This window comes from Pseudomonas sp. CBZ-4 (assembly GCF_000346755.1).
Lineage (GTDB): Bacteria > Pseudomonadota > Gammaproteobacteria > Pseudomonadales > Pseudomonadaceae > Aquipseudomonas.
On sequence record NZ_ANNV01000006.1, the window covers coordinates 21462 to 37172 of the forward strand.

Genomic DNA, 15711 nt, shown 5'->3' on the forward strand with positions numbered 1-15711 from the left:
GCTGCTCTATGAAGATTCGTGTTTCACGCCTGGCCGCGCTGGTTGCCGCCCTTGCCTTCGGTTCGGCCCACGCCGATGAAGTGCAAGTCGCCGTCGCGGCCAACTTCACCGCCCCGATCCAGGCGATTGCCGCCGACTTCGAAAAAGACACCGGTCACAAACTGGTCGCCGCCTACGGCGCCACCGGCCAGTTCTATACGCAGATCAAGAACGGCGCGCCGTTCGAAGTGTTCCTTGCCGCCGATGACACCACCCCGCAAAAACTGGAAAGCGAAGGCGACACCGTCAAAGGCTCGCGCTTCACCTACGCGGTGGGCACCCTGGCGCTGTGGTCGGCGAAAGAAGGTTATGTCGACGCCAAGGGCGAAGTGTTGAAGAAGAACGACTTCAAACACCTGTCCATCGCCAACCCGAAAGCCGCGCCCTACGGCCTGGCCGCCACCCAAGTGCTGGCAAGGGAAGGCTTGACCGACAAGGTCAAGGACAAGCTGGTTGAAGGCCAGAACATCACCCAGGCCTATCAGTTCGTGTCCACCGGCAACGCCGAGCTGGGCTTCGTGGCCTTGTCGCAGATCTATAAAGACGGCAAAGTCACCAGCGGTTCGGCGTGGATTGTTCCGTCGTCCATGCATGATCCGATCAAACAGGACGCGGTGATCCTCAACAAAGGCAAGGACAGCGCCGCTGCCAAGGCCCTGGTTGAATACCTGAAAGGGCCAAAGGCCGCGGCCGTTATCAAGTCCTACGGTTACGAGCTCTAAATGCCGCTATCGAGTGCCGATTTTTCCGCTATCTGGTTGACCATCAAGCTGGCGTCACTGACCACCGTGATCCTGCTGGTCATCGGCACTCCGATTGCCCTGTGGCTGTCGCGCACCCGTTCGTGGTGGCGCGGCCCCATTGGCGCGGTCGTTGCCTTGCCGTTGGTGTTGCCACCGACGGTGATCGGTTTCTACTTGCTGTTGACCATGGGCCCCAATGGCTACTTCGGCCAGTTCACCCAATGGCTGGGTCTGGGCACCCTCACCTTCAGCTTCGCCGGGCTGGTGATTGGCTCGGTGATCTATTCCATGCCGTTTGTGGTGCAGCCGTTGCAAAACGCCTTCTCCGCCATCGGCACGCGCCCCCTGGAAGTGGCGGCGACCTTGCGCGCCAATCCCTGGGACACGTTTTTCACGGTGATCCTGCCCCTCGCCCGCCCGGGGTTTATCACCGCGTCGATTCTCGGTTTCGCCCACACCGTCGGTGAGTTCGGCGTGGTGTTGATGATCGGCGGCAATATCCCGGACAAGACCCGCGTGGTCTCGGTGCAGATCTACGACCACGTCGAAGCCATGGAGTATGCCCAGGCCCATTGGCTGGCGGGTTCCATGGTGGTGTTCGCGTTCCTCGTGTTGCTGGCGCTCTACTCCAGCCGTAAAACAAAAATGGGCTGGAGCTGACCGCGATGATCGATGTGCGCCTGCAACTGAGCTACTCGGGATTTGCCCTCGATGTGGACCTGCAATTACCGGGTCGCGGCGTGACCGCGTTATACGGCCACTCCGGCTCCGGCAAAACCACCTGCTTGCGTTGCATCGCCGGGCTGGAGCGCGCCGAACACGGCGTTGTGGAGATCAACGATGAAGTGTGGCAAGACAGCGCCAAAGGACTGTTCGTGCCCCCGCACAAGCGCGCCCTGGGTTATGTGTTTCAAGAGGCGAGCCTGTTCCCCCATCTGTCGGTGCGGGCCAACCTGGAGTTCGGCCTCAAGCGTATTGCGCGGCAACAGCGCCGCGTGGACATGGCCCAAGCCACCGAACTGCTGGGGATCGGCCACTTGCTCGATCGCCACCCGCAACACTTGTCCGGCGGTGAGCGCCAACGCGTCGGCATCGCCCGCGCATTGCTCACCAGCCCGCAATTATTGTTGATGGATGAACCGCTGGCGGCCCTCGACAGCAAGCGCAAGGGCGAGATCCTGCCGTACCTCGAACGCCTGCACGATGAACTGGACATTCCCGTGCTGTACGTCAGCCATGCCCAGGACGAAGTGGCGCGCCTGGCCGATCACATCGTCCTGCTCAATGACGGCAAGGTCCTGGCCAGCGGGCCCATCGGCGAAACCCTGGCGCGGCTGGACCTGCCGATGGCCTCCGGTGACGACGCCGGCGTGGTGATCAATGGCACCGTCAGCGCCTATGACGAACACTATCAATTGCTGACCCTGCAACTGCCCGCCAGTGCCTTGCACATGCGTGTGGCCCATGCGCCGCTGGCGTTGGGCAAGGCGTTGCGGATCAAGGTGCAGGCGCGGGACGTGAGCCTCAGCCTGCAGGCGGAGGAGCACAGCAGCATCCTCAATCGCTTGCCGGTGACAGTCATCCAGGAGCTGGGGGCCGACAACAATGCCCACGTCCTCGTGCGCCTGGATGCGGCCGGCACACCGCTGCTGGCACGCATCACCCGGTTCTCCCGTGATCAGCTGCAACTGCGCCCCGGCCAGACGCTGTGGGCACAGATCAAGGCGGTGGCGGTACTGGCGTAGGCAAACTTTTGGCACGACGGCGCAGGGCTGCGGTCAATCAGGCATACCGGCCTGATTGTTGCCAAGGAACCTTCGCCATGCCCGACGCCCCGCTGCCCCGCGACCTGCACTACGTTGACGACACCCAGCCGGGCATTCGCCGCAAGACCCTGCGCGGCAAATTCCAGTACTTCGACGCCAAGGGTGTGCGGATCAAGGACGCAGCTGAAATCCAGCGCCTGAACGCCCTGGCCGTGCCGCCGGCCTACACCGACGTGTGGATCTGCGCCGACCCGCGCGGCCATCTGCAAGCCACCGGCCGCGATGCCCGTGGGCGCAAGCAGTACCGCTATCACCCGCGCTGGCGTGAAGTCCGCGACAGTGACAAGTACTCGCGTCTCCAGGCGTTTGGCGAAGCCTTGCCAAAACTGCGCAAGAAGCTCGAAGCACAGATCGCCGAGCCAGGTTTTACCCGGGAAAAGGTATTGGCCACGGTGGTGATGCTGCTTGACGCGACGCTGATCCGCGTCGGCAATAGCCAGTACGCGCGTGAGAACAAGTCCTATGGGCTGACCACCCTGCGCAACCGGCATGTCGACATCAAGGGCAGCGAGATCCAGTTCCAGTTTCGCGGCAAGAGTGGCGTGGAGCACCAGGTCAGCGTGCGGGACCGCCGGCTGGCGACGGTGGTCAAGCGCTGCCTGGAGCTGCCGGGGCAAGATCTTTTCCAATACCTCGACGCGGATGGCGCGCGGCACACCGTCAGTTCCCATGACGTCAACGCCTACCTGCACAGCCTCACCGGCGCCGACTTCACCGCCAAGGACTACCGCACCTGGGCCGGTACGGCCCTGGCGCTGGCCGTCTTGCGTGAACTGGAGTGGCAACCCGAATCCGATGCCAAACGGCACGTGGTGGCAACGGTCAAGGACGTTGCCAAGCAACTGGGCAATACCCCGGCGGTGTGCCGCAAGTGTTACATCCACCCCGCTGTATTGGAGCATTTCAGCCTGGGGGAACTGTCCAAACTGCCAAAGCCGCGGGTGCGCAAGGGGCTCAAGGCGGAAGAGGTGGCGCTGGCGATATTCCTGGAGCAGCTCACGGCGAGCCCACCGGAAAAAGCGCAGCCTTCCTGACCAACACCGTTAACCGTGGTAGCTGGCTTGTGTGGGAGCCAGGCAACACCTCTACCAGCCATGCCGCCGCCTTCGCAGCCTCGCTAAAGCTCGACAGCTCCCACAGGGAATTGGCTGTGCCTGGAGGATCTCCAGCCGAACAATGACAGCCCAACAACACCGATCAACTGTGGGAGCTGGCTTGCCTGCGATGGCGGTGGGTCAGTCAACCCCTCTGCCAGCAATGCCGCCGCCTTCGCAGCCGCGCTAAAGCTCGACAGCTCCCACAGGGAATTGGCTGTGCCTGGAGGATCTCCAGCCGAACAATGACAGCCCAACAACACCGATCAACTGTGGGAGCTGGCTTGCCTGCGATAGCGGTGGATCAGTCAACCCCTCTGCCACCCATGCCGACGCCTTCGCAGCCTCGCTAAAGCTCGACAGCTTCCACAGGGAATTGGTTGTGCCTGGAGGATCTCCAGCCGAGCACTTACTGCCCAGTCACATCGTTCAAAGGTGGGAGCTGGCTTGCCTGCGATGACATCCGCCCAGATCCAGGTCATTGCGCACACCCGCAAAGCGTCCTACGGTAGTGGCCGAATAATCTTGCCGAGGAGCCCGGCCCCATGCTGCCGTCGTCCCCCAAGCCTTACGCCAATGCCCTACACGCTCACCGCCAACGCTGGCGTGGCCGGGTCGGTTTGATGCTGGTCGCGTGCCTGTCGGTGCTGGCCGGCATGACCGATGCCATTGGCTTTATGGCCAGTGGCGATTTTGTCTCGTTCATGAGTGGCAACACCACGCGGTTGGCGGTGGCGATCAGTGCCGGTGATCTTGGCCTGACCGGGCGGCTGCTGTTGCTGGTGGCCACCTTTGTCGTCGGCAATGCGTTGGGTGTGATGGTCAGCCGTCTCAGCCGCCGGCATGCCCTGCCCTTGCTGCTGTGCATCGCCGCCCTGCTCTGCACTGGCGCGATGTTGCCCATGGACGATGCCTTGCCCGCCTTGCTCGCGGCGATCATTGCGATGGGCATGCTCAATGCGGCAGTGGAAGAGGTCAACGGTTTGCCGGTGGGCCTGACGTACGTGACGGGCGCGCTCTCGCGTTTTGGCCGTGGCCTGGGGCGTTGGATGCTGGGGGAGCGCCGCAATGGCTGGCGTGTGCAACTGATTCCATGGGGCGGAATGTTTGTCGGGGCGGTGCTCGGCGCATGGCTGGAGCAGCGGATGGGCCTGAAGGCGCTGATGGTCAGCGGTGGATTGGCGGCGTTGCTGGGCCTGGTGTCGCTGAAGATTCCACGGCGCTGGCAGTTGGGCTACATGCCGCGCTAGAGGAAAAAAGATGCTCGTCCGACGTGTCGGCCTCGACGTCCGTGTACTGGTAAAGAGCCATCACGCCGAACGAGCGGGACGAATGATAAGCGAATGTCCGGCGGCTGTCCCGCCGGGCATTTCCTAAAACCACTAAGGCAACGGATTACAGGCAAGTCGCGAGTGCCGCCAGGCGGCGCTTGGCGGGCATGTTGTCTTCCACGGCGTAGTACTTCACGGTGGCGCCAGCGCCCGCACTTTGTACATCGACAAAGTAATCGCCGCCGGTGGTGTACACGGTGAAACCGCCTGGCCCGTTGGGTTCCTTGAAGCCGCCCGCATCCACGCCGAATACGCTTTCGTCCTGCCAGCCGAACTGGATGCATTCGGCGACCACCAGGGTGGCCTTATCCGAAGCCAGGGTCTTGTAGGGCGTGCCCGCGCGCGCGTCTTTCATCTTCGAACCTGCGCAACCGGCCAGTGCCGCCAGTATCAATGCGCCCATTACCACCTTGTGCATGCCATCGCTCCGTCGCAAAAAAAACGCGACTCTACCACTTGCCGGCGACCGAGGGGCCAAAGGTGGCGCCTGCTGATACATGGCATTATGATGCCAACGTTGATCTCACTGAGGAGGTCAACGGGATATTCTCTACAAGGAAGCGTCATGAAAGATTTCGTCATCAGCGTCAACAACACTGTGCTCTACATCGCCCTGGCCTTCGTTTGGCTGATGGGTTTGGTCACGATGTTCGGTGCAAGTTTCCTGACGGGCCTGGCGGTCCTGATCGGCGGCACGTTGACGTGGTGCATCATTTCCGGCTTCTGGTTCGTCCAGTCGGCCACGTATGAAGAACTGCGCAAGCTCAACGCCAAGAGCTGATGCAACACGGCAGGATGAATTTAGTTTCACTGTGAAGGGAGAATGCGCCACCTATAGTGGCCACGCTCATTTTTAGAAGTCTCCCTTCAGCCCGCCCTCCCGCGGGCTTTTTTTCGCCTGGGCGTCAGAGCAGCCAGCGAAACAGATAGAACAACGCCATGCTCAACAGCACCGTCAGCAGCACGTTGCGCGTCCAGTACATCAGCGCCACCGCGCTGATACCGGCGAGCAGATAGGGGTTGGTCGGGCTCAGGTTGAGGTGCTGGTGATCGGCCAGGAAGATGATCGGCCCGCAAATCGCGGTGAGCATCCCCGGCACCGCAAACCCGAGAAACTCCCGCGCCCCCCGGTTGAGGCGTACCGGCAAGCGCGGCTCGATAAACAGGTAGCGGTTGAGAAACACCACCAGGCCCATCGTCACAATCATCAGGTAGATCATCGCTGCCCTACTCCCAGCCGTTTGCACGCATACCCGGCGCTCATCCCCAACACACCCGACACCACCACCGCCGATTCCCAATGCAGGAAACTCAGCCACACCGAGAACAGCAACGACACGGCCACACAGACCACGGTCGGCACATCACGCACCACCGGGGTGATCAGCGCAATAAAGGTCGCGGCGATGGAAAACTCCAGGCCCAACTGGTCCAGGCCGGGAATGCTCTTGCCCAGCACGATGCCGGCAAGGGTGAACAGGTTCCAGGCGATATAGAACGTCAAGCCGACGCCGAGGGCGTACCAGCGATTGAACGTCTGGCGGTCGTAGTGGCTGACCAGGGCAAAGAATTCGTCGGTGAGCAGAAACCCCAGGCTCATCCGCCAGCGCGTGTTCAGCGCCGACAGGGTCGGGCGCATGTGCATGCCGTAGAGCAAATGCTGGGAGGTCAGCAGCAAGGTGGTCAGCACAATGGAGATCAGGCTTGCGCCGCTCTTGACCATGCCGATCGCCACCAACTGCGCGGCGCCGGCGAACACAATGGCGGATAAACCCTGGGCTTGCAGCGGGGTGAATTGCGCATCAATGGCCATGGAGCCGGCCAGCAGCCCCCACGGCGCACAGGCCAGGGACAGCGGGATAACGGCAATGGCACCGCGTGCGAAGGCGTAATGAGGTAAGGCAGTAGGCATGGACACGGCTCAACGACGGACAGTCGCCAAGCATGCCAGCGCAACAAGGCGCTTGTCTTGAACGATCTTGCTCAGGCGAGCCTGACGGACACCTGCTCCACCGAGTCCCGCGCTTCGCGCAGCTCGTAGGCGTCCTGGTTCAGCCGGTGAATGGTGTTGAGCAAGCGCTGACGCAGCACTTCATCGCCGAGTTTTTCCACGGCGCGCATCAGGTCGAACGCCGCAGTTTCGTTATTTTCCGCGACGGAATCGAGGGTCTTGCGCAGGTTGCGAGTGGCACGGGTCACGCGGGTTCTTCCTTCGTTTGCAATGGCAGGCACTTTAGGACATTCGTGTTTCATTTTAATTTCAAACACTTGCGATAGATTCCCAGGCGCTTGATCCAGATCAAGCGAAAACCGGTTTGACCGACACATATGGAAATACGTATATTCGCCTTCCCATATGTATAGGGCGTTGCCCATGTCCGAGTTCATCTCCCCTCCCGAACTGTTCAAATGCCTGGCCGATGCCACCCGGGCACGCATGGCGTTATTGGTTGCGCGCGAAGGCGAACTTTGCGTGTGCGAACTGATCCATGCCTTGGAGGACAGCCAGCCAAAAATCTCCCGTCACCTGGCACAGCTGCGCAGTTGCGGGCTGATGCTGGATCGTCGCCAGGGTCAGTGGATCTACTACCGCATCAACCCGGCACTGCCCGAATGGGTCACGCACGTGCTGGATATCACCTTGCAAGCCAACCTGCCGTGGTTGCATGCCGACACCCAACGTCTGGATGCAATGGGCAACCGACCACAACGGGCCAGCGCCTGCTGCTGAGCCCTCGGAGCTTTTATTGATGCTTGTCGCCATTGGCATTTTCCTGTTCACCATCATTCTGGTCATCTGGCAGCCCAAGGGCCTCGGCGTCGGCTGGAGTGCGACGATGGGCGCAATCCTCGCCCTGGCCAGCGGCGTGATCAGCCTGGCGGATATTCCGGTGGTGTGGCACATCATCTGGAATGCCACCGGCACCTTTGTCGCGCTGATCATCATCAGCCTGTTGCTCGACGAAGCCGGCTTCTTTGCCTGGGCGGCGCTGCATGTCGCACGTTGGGGCCGTGGGCGCGGGCGGCGCTTGTTTGCCTATATGGTGCTGCTGGGCGCGCTGGTTTCGGCGCTGTTTGCCAACGACGGCGCAGCGCTGATCCTCACGCCCATCGTGATGTCGATGCTCCTGGCGTTGCGTTTTTCCCCGGCGGCGACCCTGGCGTTTGTCATGGGCGCAGGGTTTATCGCCGATACCGCGAGCCTGCCGCTGGTGGTGTCGAACCTGGTGAACATCGTTTCGGCGGACTACTTCAAGATTGGCTTCAACGAATATGCGGCCGTGATGGTGCCGGTGAACCTCGTCAGCGTCGCGGCCACGCTGGCGGTACTGCTGTGGTTTTTCCGCCGCGATATCCCGCAGGTCTACGACCCCGCTGACCTGGCCGATCCAGCCAGTGCGATCCACGACCGCGCCACCTTCCGCGCCGGCTGGTGGGTGCTGGGTATCCTGTTGGTCGGTTGTTTCGCCCTGGAGCCACTGGGCATTCCCATCAGTGCGATTTCCGCCGTGTGTGCCGTGCTCCTGCTGGTGATCGCCGCCAAGGGCCACAAGATTTCCACGCGCAAGGTGCTGAAGGAAGCACCGTGGCAGATCGTGATTTTCTCCCTGGGCATGTACCTGGTGGTGTACGGCTTGCGCAACGCCGGCCTCACCACGTACCTCGCAACCTGGCTCGACACCTTCGCCACCTACGGCGTGTGGGGTGCGGCCATGGGCACCGGCGTGCTGACGGCCTTGCTGTCCTCGGCGATGAACAACCTGCCGACGGTGCTGATCGGCGCGTTGTCCATCGAGTCCAGCCATGCGGTGGGTGTGATCAAGGACGCGATGATCTACGCCAACGTGATCGGCAGCGACCTCGGCCCGAAAATCACCCCGATTGGCAGCCTGGCCACCTTGCTGTGGCTGCATATTCTGGCGCGCAAGGGCATCACCATCACTTGGGGCTACTACTTCAAGGTCGGGATTGTGCTGACCTTGCCGGTGCTGTTGATCACCCTCGCCGCCCTCGCTTTGCGTTTGAGTATCTGAAATGAAAGTCCTGTTCATGTGCACCGCCAACAGTTGCCGCAGCATTTTGTCTGAAGCGGTGTTCAACCACTTGGCGCCGGCGGGTTTCGTCGCCATCAGTTCTGGCAGCTTCCCCAAGGGCCAGGTCTTGCCGCGCAGCCTGTCGACGCTGGCGACCGCAGGTATCAGCACGGAAGGCCTGTACAGCAAAGGCAATGATGCGTTTGCAGGCAGCCCGCCGGATCTGGTGATCACCGTGTGCGACAAGGCCGCCGGTGAAGCCTGCCCGGTGTATTTCGGGCCGGCGATGAAGGCGCATTGGGGCCTGGAAGACCCTTCGGAGGTTGACGGCGATGAAGCAATGCTCGACGCCGCCTTTCACGCCACACTGGAAACCATCGAAAGCCGCTGCCGGGCGTTTTTCGCACTGCCGTTTGCGCGCCTTGGCGCGGCCGAGTTGAAGGCTGAACTTGAACGTATCGCGCTGTTGTAACTGCAAAAACTAGAACTGCCCTGCCCAATCTGGCTATGCTCGTGCCCTTTCTCGAAAGGACGCGGGCATGCTGACGATCTTCTTTTACGCACTGGTATTTGGCTTTGTGTTTTGCCTGTCCCCCGGCGCCGTGCTGGCGGAGACCCTGCGGCGTGGCTTGCTCCAGGGTTTCACCCCGGCGTTGCTGGTGCAAATCGGCTCACTGGTGGGCGACGCGGTCTGGGCGGTGATCGGCCTCACCGGCATTGCGTTGCTGATCCAGCATGACGCCGTGCGCGTGCCGCTGACCATTGCCTGCGCGCTGTACCTGGCCTGGCTCGGCGCACGCAGCCTGATGGATGCGTGGCATCTGCCGCAAGCCGACAGCGCGCCGGCCAGCTCGGCGAAGAATGCATTGGCGGTGGGCGCGACGATTTCCCTGGCCAACCCGAAAAACATTGTCTACTGGGGCGCCCTGGGCAGCGCGCTTTCCGGCATCGTCGGCGCCACGCCCAGCCATGGGCAGACGCTGATGTTTTTTGCCGGGTTCATGCTGGCATCGGTGCTGTCGTGCTTTCTGATTGCCGGGTTGGTGAACCTGTTGCGCCAGAACGCATCGCCCACTTGGCAGCGCATCAGTTACGGCGCCTGTGGCGTGGTATTGATCTATTTGGCCGTTCTCGCGGCACAGGGCATTTGAAGTTATATATCGAGCAACTTCCAAGTGCCTCTTGTCTGAATGAACTCTGAACAACGGATAATTTAATTAATCATCCGTTGACATTTTGTAACTGCCTGAGTAGATTGCCCGTGCCCGCAACTGGGGCCTTTTTTAAACCTCACAAAAGAAGCCAATGGACACAGTATCTAGTCGCTGTCCGAGCACCGCCTTTGCGGGCATCGGGCGCCCAACCCAGAATATGACAGGACTCGCTTCCCGGTCCGGTAAGCTGCGCTAGAGCTCGATGCTCCACCGTAACTGCCTCACCGGTCGCCCGTCCGGTCCCGAGGTGTGTTATGACCTTCCAAGCCTTTGTTTTACATGATGTTCGCACGCTAGCCGCAGCCCTGCGCGCCAAGCTGTGCCGCGAGCCTGCAGGGTTTTCCCCAACCCGCTCGCCCTTTGCCACACCCTCCCCTCAAGTGCGCCCGGCTCACCCGCTGGCGCACTGGCGTATCTGCCCAGACAGCGGCCAACTGCTGCAGCACTGGGATCACGCCGACCCGCAGGACCCACAGAGACCGACCGTTTCCAGCCTGGCACAAGCCGGTCTGCTGCTCGGTTTCTACCTGAGCGCGCGCGCCGCTTAATCCTGCTGAAAACAGCAACTAACTGATCAACACCCTGGAGTTCTTTATGAACTATCCCAGTTGTAATTCGCTGCGCGCTATTTAACTAACGCTGCCGCAAAAGTTGTCCAGACACTTTATTTGAACCGATCGCGAAGTCCGCGGCTCGGCATGCTTTCGCTCGCCTGTCAGCAGGTAAGTACCGGGTATGTTTTGTCGAGAATTGGCGACAGGAGTACACACCATGAGCGCCGTAAAAAACACGCCACTGCACAAGAAAACCACCCCCGACGCCGACACCAAGCTGTCGATGCGCGCCGCCCGCGAAGCCCACAACGGCCTGTCGGCCACCCTGGCCAACGTGCGGGCCACCCAGGACGGCCTGACCGAACTGGACGCCGCTGCACGCCTGCACCGCGAAGGTTACAACGAAGTCGCCCATGACAAGCCGCCCCACGCCATCGTGCAGTTCCTGCAAGCGCTGAACAACCCGTTCATCTACGTGCTGCTGACCTTGGCCGGCATCAGCTTTGTCACCGACTATTGGCTGCCGCTGCAAGCCGGTGAAGAAGTCGACCTGACCAAGGTCATCATCATCATGACCATGGTCCTGCTCAGCAGCCTGCTGCGCTTCTGGCAGGAACACCGCTCGGCGAAATCCGCCGAAGCCCTGAAAGCCATGGTGCGCACCACCGCCACCGTGCTGCGCCGCGAACAAGTCGGTGCCCAGCCAACCCTGCGCGAAGTGCCGATGCGCGACCTGGTGGCCGGCGACATCGTGCAGCTATCGGCCGGCGACATGATCCCGGCGGACATCCGCCTGATCGAATCCCGCGACCTGTTTATCAGCCAGGCGGTGCTCACCGGTGAAGCCTTGCCGGTGGAAAAGTACGACACCCTCGGCGACGTCACGCAAAAGTCCGCCGCGCCCCCGGCCGCCGATCAAGGCAACCTGCTGGACTTGCCGAACATCTGCTTCATGGGCACCAACGTCGTCAGCGGCCGGGCCAAGGCCGTGGTGGTCGCCACCGGGCCACGCACCTACTTCGGCTCGCTGGCCAAGGCGATTGTCGGCTCGCGGGTGCAAACCGCGTTCGACCGTGGGGTCAACAGCGTCAGTTGGCTGCTGATCCGCTTCATGCTGGTGATGGTGCCGATCGTGTTCCTGCTCAACGGTTTCTCCAAGGGTGACTGGGGCGATGCGTTCCTGTTCGCCCTGGCGGTTGCCGTCGGCCTCACCCCGGAAATGCTGCCGATGATCGTCAGCGCCAACCTGGCCAAGGGCGCCACGGCGATGGCCAAGCGCAAAGTGGTGGTCAAGCGCCTCAATGCGATCCAGAACTTCGGTTCGATGGACGTGCTGTGCACCGACAAGACCGGCACCCTGACCCAGGACAAGATCATCCTCGAACATCACGTCAACGCCTTTGGCCAACGCGATGACACGGTGCTGTCCCTGGCGTGGCTCAACAGCCATCACCAAAGCGGCATGAAAAACCTGATGGACCAGGCCGTGGTGCAGTTCTCCGAGCAGAATCCGAAGTTCCAGGTGCCGTTTGCCTACAGCAAGGTGGATGAATTGCCCTTCGACTTTGTGCGCCGTCGCCTGTCCATCGTGGTCAAGGATGCCGCCGATGATCAGTTGCTGGTGTGCAAGGGCGCCGTGGAAGAGATGCTGAGCATTTCCACCCACGTCATGGAAGGCGGCGACGCTGTGCCACTGGATGAGCGCCGTCGCAACGAGCTGCTGGCATTGGCCAACGTCTACAACGAAGACGGTTTCCGCGTGCTGGTGGTGGCCACGCGCAACATTCCCAAGGCCCTGGCCCGCCAGCAATACACCACCGCCGATGAACGCAACCTGGTGATCCAGGGCTTCCTGACCTTCCTCGACCCACCGAAGGAAACCGCCGGCCCGGCGATTGCTGCGCTGCAACAAATCGGTGTAGCGGTCAAAGTGCTGACCGGCGACAACGCCGTGGTCACCAGCAAGATCTGCCGCCAGGTTGGCCTGGAGCCCGGCCAGCCGCTGCTCGGCGCGGAAATCGAAGCGATGGACGACGCCACCCTGCTGCGCCGCGTGGAAGAACGCACGGTGTTTGCCAAGCTGACGCCGCTGCAAAAATCCCGGGTGCTCAAGGCCCTGCAAGCCAACGGCCACACCGTGGGCTTCCTCGGTGACGGCATCAACGATGCACCGGCACTGCGCGACGCTGACGTGGGTATCTCGGTGGACAGCGGCACCGACATCGCCAAGGAATCGGCCGACATCATCCTCCTGGAAAAGAGCCTGATGGTGCTGGAAGAAGGCGTGCTCAAGGGCCGCGAAACCTTCGGCAATATCATGAAGTACCTGAACATGACGGCCAGCTCCAACTTCGGCAACGTGTTCTCGGTGCTGGTGGCCAGTGCGTTTATCCCGTTCATGCCGATGCTGGCGATTCACCTGCTGCTGCAAAACCTCATGTACGACATCTCCCAGCTGGCCCTGCCGTGGGACAAGATGGACAAGGAATACCTGGCCAAGCCACGCAAGTGGGACGCGAAAAACATCGGCCGCTTCATGATCTGGATCGGGCCGACCTCGTCGATCTTCGACATCACCACCTTTGCACTGATGTGGTACGTGTTCAGCGCCAACAGCGTAGAGATGCAGACGCTGTTCCAGTCCGGCTGGTTTATCGAGGGCCTGCTCTCGCAAACCCTGGTGGTGCACATGTTGCGCACCCGCAAGATCCCCTTCTTCCAGAGCACCGCCGCGTGGCCGGTATTGATGATGACTTGCGTGGTAATCGCGCTGGGCATCTATGTGCCGTTCTCGCCCCTGGGCACCCTGGTGGGCTTGCAACCGCTGCCGCTGGCGTACTTCCCCTGGCTGGTGGGCACCCTGCTCAGCTACTGCTGCGTCGCGCAACTGATGAAAACGATCTACATCCGCCGCTTCAAGCAGTGGTACTGATCCCCCCGCCGTTCAAACGGTGGCGGTCGCCCGGCTGTCACCGTGCATCACAAGGATTCGAATATGCGCGTCTTGATCTGTGCAGGTCGTCATTACGCCGACACCAAGAAGTCCCGCCAAGTGCTGGACGCTTACCACCGCCTGCGCCCGGTGCAGGTATTGATCCACGGCGGCAACCAGTTCCTCGGCAGCGACGTCGAGGAGTGGGCGCGGGAACTGGGTATCGACGTGGTGCGCTACCCGCCCAACTGGCAACGCCACGGCAAGCAGGCGGAACGCCAGCGCAACCATTTCATGCTGGCCGACAGCCGTCCCGACGTGGTCATCGCCCTGCCGGGTGGTGACGACACGTCGGAACTGGTCTGCCAGGCCAAAGCCAGCGGCATTTCGGTGCTGACCGTAGAAAGCTGAATTCACGCGAGGTGCATCATGCACAACCAACACACGCCGCAACGCCCGGATGGGTTTGCCAAATACCGTGCGCGTCACTATCGCGGCGCACGCCACACCTTGTTGCTGTTGCCGCCGGCCAAACGCCGGGCATTGCGGCGCAACCTGGTTTTTATCGGTTTGACCCTGGCCGTGCTGTTGCTGATAGCGCTGCTGTCCAAGGCCCATGCCGCCGGCGGTGCCTACGTGGTCGACGATGGCGCAATCAATGCGCCGGGCACCTGCAACGTGGACGCCTGGTTCAGCGCCAACCGCCACGAAGGCCGCAACCACAGCGAAACGCTGTCACCGGCGTGCACCTTCAGTGCCTTGCCCTCGGTGCAATGGGGCGCGGCGCTGTCGCGGGCGGGCGGCGAAAGCCAGATCAGCCCGCAACTCAAGGCTCAGGTGCTGTCGCGGGAAGACTTGGGGTTGGAGATGGCCGTGGCTGCCGGCGCGCACGTTGCGCTGGATCGTCGGCACGCCTTCGACGGCGCGGACCTGAACCTGCCATTGACCTGGCAGCCCTTGCAGGCGCTGCGCCTGAACCTGAATGCCGGTTGGGCCCATGCCTATGACGACGGTGAACAAAACCACCGCCTGACCTGGGGCAGCGGCGTCGAGTATCAACTGGCGCCCGCCCTCACGCTGATCGGTGAGCGCTATGGCCAGCGCGGCGGCGACCAGGCCTGGCAGGCCGGGCCGCGCCTGCACCTTGGCGAATTTGTCGATGTGGACCTGATCGTCGGGCGCAGCCTGAGCGGTGACCACGATCAATGGCTGAGCACCGGCGCCACCGTGCGCTTCTAGGCTTTGGCCTGTTGCTCCAGGTGCAGCTGTAACTGCGGATCGAGTTGCAGCTGCGCCGCCAGGTCGTCGAGGTAATTGCGTTCGGCGTCCTGCTGGTCGTCCACCAGCAGCACACTGGCCAGGTACACCTCGGCAGCCACGGCCGGATCGCGGGCAAACTCGGCGAAATCCGTGGCATCCAGGGGCTTGGCGACTTCGGCGTCGAGCCACTGTTGCAACTGCGGGTCGTCCGTATGCTGGCGCAGTTCGTTGGAAATCATCTGCTGCTCTTTTTCATCGATACGCCCGTCGGCCTTGGCGGCGGCGATCAGGGCACGCAATACCGCATGGCTATGGGCTTCGGCCTCGGGGCCGTCAAGCTGGTCCGCCGTCTGGAAGGCGGCTTGCGGCTGGCTGGCCTGCTGGCTCTGCCAGGCCTGATACGCCTGGAAGGCCATCATGCCCAACGACGCCAGTGCCGCGTAATTCATCCCGCCAGAGCGCCCTTGCGCAGGACGTGCAGCCGCCCCACCGCCCAACAGGCCGCCGAGCCCGCCCAACAATCCGCCTAAACCACCACCCGCTGAGGCATTGCCGGTGCTGGTGCCTTTCAGCAAGCCGCCGAGCAGCCCGCCGAGGCCACTGCCCGAGGCGCCGCCGCCCTGTTGCCCGCCGCGCAGGAGTTGTTCCAGGAGATCGCTGGTGTTCATGGTGTAGCCCTCCGAG

Annotated in this window: 19 protein-coding genes; 14 read left to right on the forward strand and 5 right to left on the reverse strand. The window is 62.1% G+C overall.

Features of this window, described 5'->3' with window-relative positions:
• Positions 1-8 precede the first annotated feature (8 nt).
• The 5 genes from modA to B348_RS0100565 all read left to right on the forward strand — a co-directional run bounded on the left by modA (position 9) and on the right by B348_RS0100565 (position 4952).
• A complete protein-coding gene (gene modA, locus B348_RS0100545) occupies positions 9-761 on the forward strand; it encodes a molybdate ABC transporter substrate-binding protein (RefSeq protein ID WP_017734224.1) in 753 nt (250 codons plus the stop codon).
• Complete coding sequence (modB, locus tag B348_RS0100550) at positions 762-1442, forward strand: molybdate ABC transporter permease subunit (RefSeq protein WP_017734225.1); 681 nt, start codon at positions 762-764, stop codon at positions 1440-1442.
• A 5-nt stretch (positions 1443-1447) separates the two neighbouring features.
• Complete coding sequence (gene modC, locus B348_RS0100555; RefSeq protein ID WP_017734226.1) at positions 1448-2527, forward strand: molybdenum ABC transporter ATP-binding protein; 1080 nt, start codon at positions 1448-1450, stop codon at positions 2525-2527.
• Positions 2528-2604: 77 nt separating this feature from the next.
• Positions 2605-3642 (forward strand): DNA topoisomerase IB, encoded by a 1038-nt coding sequence (locus B348_RS0100560; protein ID WP_017734227.1) that lies wholly within the window; start codon positions 2605-2607, stop codon positions 3640-3642.
• Positions 3643-4247: 605 nt separating this feature from the next.
• A complete protein-coding gene (locus tag B348_RS0100565; protein ID WP_017734228.1) occupies positions 4248-4952 on the forward strand; it encodes a YoaK family protein in 705 nt (234 codons plus the stop codon).
• Positions 4953-5097: 145 nt separating this feature from the next.
• Here the strand turns inward: B348_RS0100565 and B348_RS0100570 are convergent, their stop codons facing one another.
• Entirely contained in the window at positions 5098-5451 is a 354-nt protein-coding gene (locus B348_RS0100570; protein WP_017734229.1) for a hypothetical protein, read from the reverse strand.
• Positions 5452-5598: 147 nt separating this feature from the next.
• Here B348_RS0100570 and B348_RS0100575 point away from each other — a divergent pair, with 147 nt between their 5' ends.
• Positions 5599-5814: a hypothetical protein gene (locus B348_RS0100575; protein WP_017734230.1), complete on the forward strand. Its 216-nt coding sequence runs from the start codon at positions 5599-5601 to the stop codon at positions 5812-5814.
• A 124-nt stretch (positions 5815-5938) separates the two neighbouring features.
• Here B348_RS0100575 and B348_RS0100580 read toward each other — a convergent pair whose 3' ends face one another.
• The 3 genes from B348_RS0100580 to B348_RS0100590 form a co-directional block, all read right to left on the reverse strand.
• A complete protein-coding gene (locus B348_RS0100580) occupies positions 5939-6253 on the reverse strand; it encodes an AzlD domain-containing protein (RefSeq protein ID WP_017734231.1) in 315 nt (104 codons plus the stop codon).
• Positions 6250-6945, reverse strand: a complete 696-nt coding sequence (locus B348_RS0100585) for an AzlC family ABC transporter permease (RefSeq protein WP_017734232.1) — start codon at positions 6943-6945, stop codon at positions 6250-6252. The genes B348_RS0100580 and B348_RS0100585 overlap by 4 nt, the downstream gene beginning before the upstream one ends.
• Positions 6946-7016: 71 nt before the next feature.
• Positions 7017-7232, reverse strand: coding sequence for a hypothetical protein (locus tag B348_RS0100590; protein ID WP_005788169.1), 216 nt, complete (start codon positions 7230-7232; stop codon positions 7017-7019).
• Between the two features lie 175 nt (positions 7233-7407).
• Between B348_RS0100590 and B348_RS0100595 the strand changes: the two genes are divergently transcribed.
• The 8 genes from B348_RS0100595 to B348_RS0100625 all read left to right on the forward strand — a co-directional run bounded on the left by B348_RS0100595 (position 7408) and on the right by B348_RS0100625 (position 15006).
• Entirely contained in the window at positions 7408-7764 is a 357-nt protein-coding gene (locus B348_RS0100595; RefSeq protein ID WP_017734233.1) for a metalloregulator ArsR/SmtB family transcription factor, read from the forward strand.
• Between the two features lie 19 nt (positions 7765-7783).
• A complete protein-coding gene (locus B348_RS0100600) occupies positions 7784-9067 on the forward strand; it encodes an arsenic transporter (RefSeq protein WP_017734234.1) in 1284 nt (427 codons plus the stop codon).
• A gap of 1 nt (position 9068) precedes the next feature.
• Positions 9069-9539, forward strand: a complete 471-nt coding sequence (locus B348_RS0100605; RefSeq protein WP_017734235.1) for an arsenate reductase ArsC — start codon at positions 9069-9071, stop codon at positions 9537-9539.
• Between the two features lie 67 nt (positions 9540-9606).
• Positions 9607-10218 carry a LysE family transporter gene (locus tag B348_RS0100610; RefSeq protein ID WP_017734236.1) on the forward strand — a complete coding sequence of 204 codons (612 nt, stop codon included), beginning with the start codon at positions 9607-9609 and terminating at the stop codon, positions 10216-10218.
• A 317-nt stretch (positions 10219-10535) separates the two neighbouring features.
• The gene (locus B348_RS1000000130560; protein WP_081609184.1) at positions 10536-10829 is read left to right on the forward strand and encodes a hypothetical protein; all 294 of its coding nucleotides are present in this window, start codon (positions 10536-10538) and stop codon (positions 10827-10829) included.
• Positions 10830-11052: 223 nt separating this feature from the next.
• Entirely contained in the window at positions 11053-13767 is a 2715-nt protein-coding gene (gene mgtA, locus B348_RS0100615) for a magnesium-translocating P-type ATPase (RefSeq protein ID WP_017734237.1), read from the forward strand.
• A 63-nt stretch (positions 13768-13830) separates the two neighbouring features.
• The gene (locus tag B348_RS0100620; RefSeq protein WP_017734238.1) at positions 13831-14178 is read left to right on the forward strand and encodes a DUF2493 domain-containing protein; all 348 of its coding nucleotides are present in this window, start codon (positions 13831-13833) and stop codon (positions 14176-14178) included.
• A gap of 18 nt (positions 14179-14196) precedes the next feature.
• Positions 14197-15006, forward strand: coding sequence for a hypothetical protein (locus B348_RS0100625; RefSeq protein WP_017734239.1), 810 nt, complete (start codon positions 14197-14199; stop codon positions 15004-15006).
• Here the strand turns inward: B348_RS0100625 and B348_RS0100630 are convergent.
• Positions 15003-15695 (reverse strand): tellurite resistance TerB family protein, encoded by a 693-nt coding sequence (locus B348_RS0100630; protein ID WP_017734240.1) that lies wholly within the window; start codon positions 15693-15695, stop codon positions 15003-15005. The two genes, B348_RS0100625 and B348_RS0100630, sit on opposite strands and share 4 nt — an antisense overlap.
• Between the last annotated feature and the right edge of the window lie 16 nt (positions 15696-15711).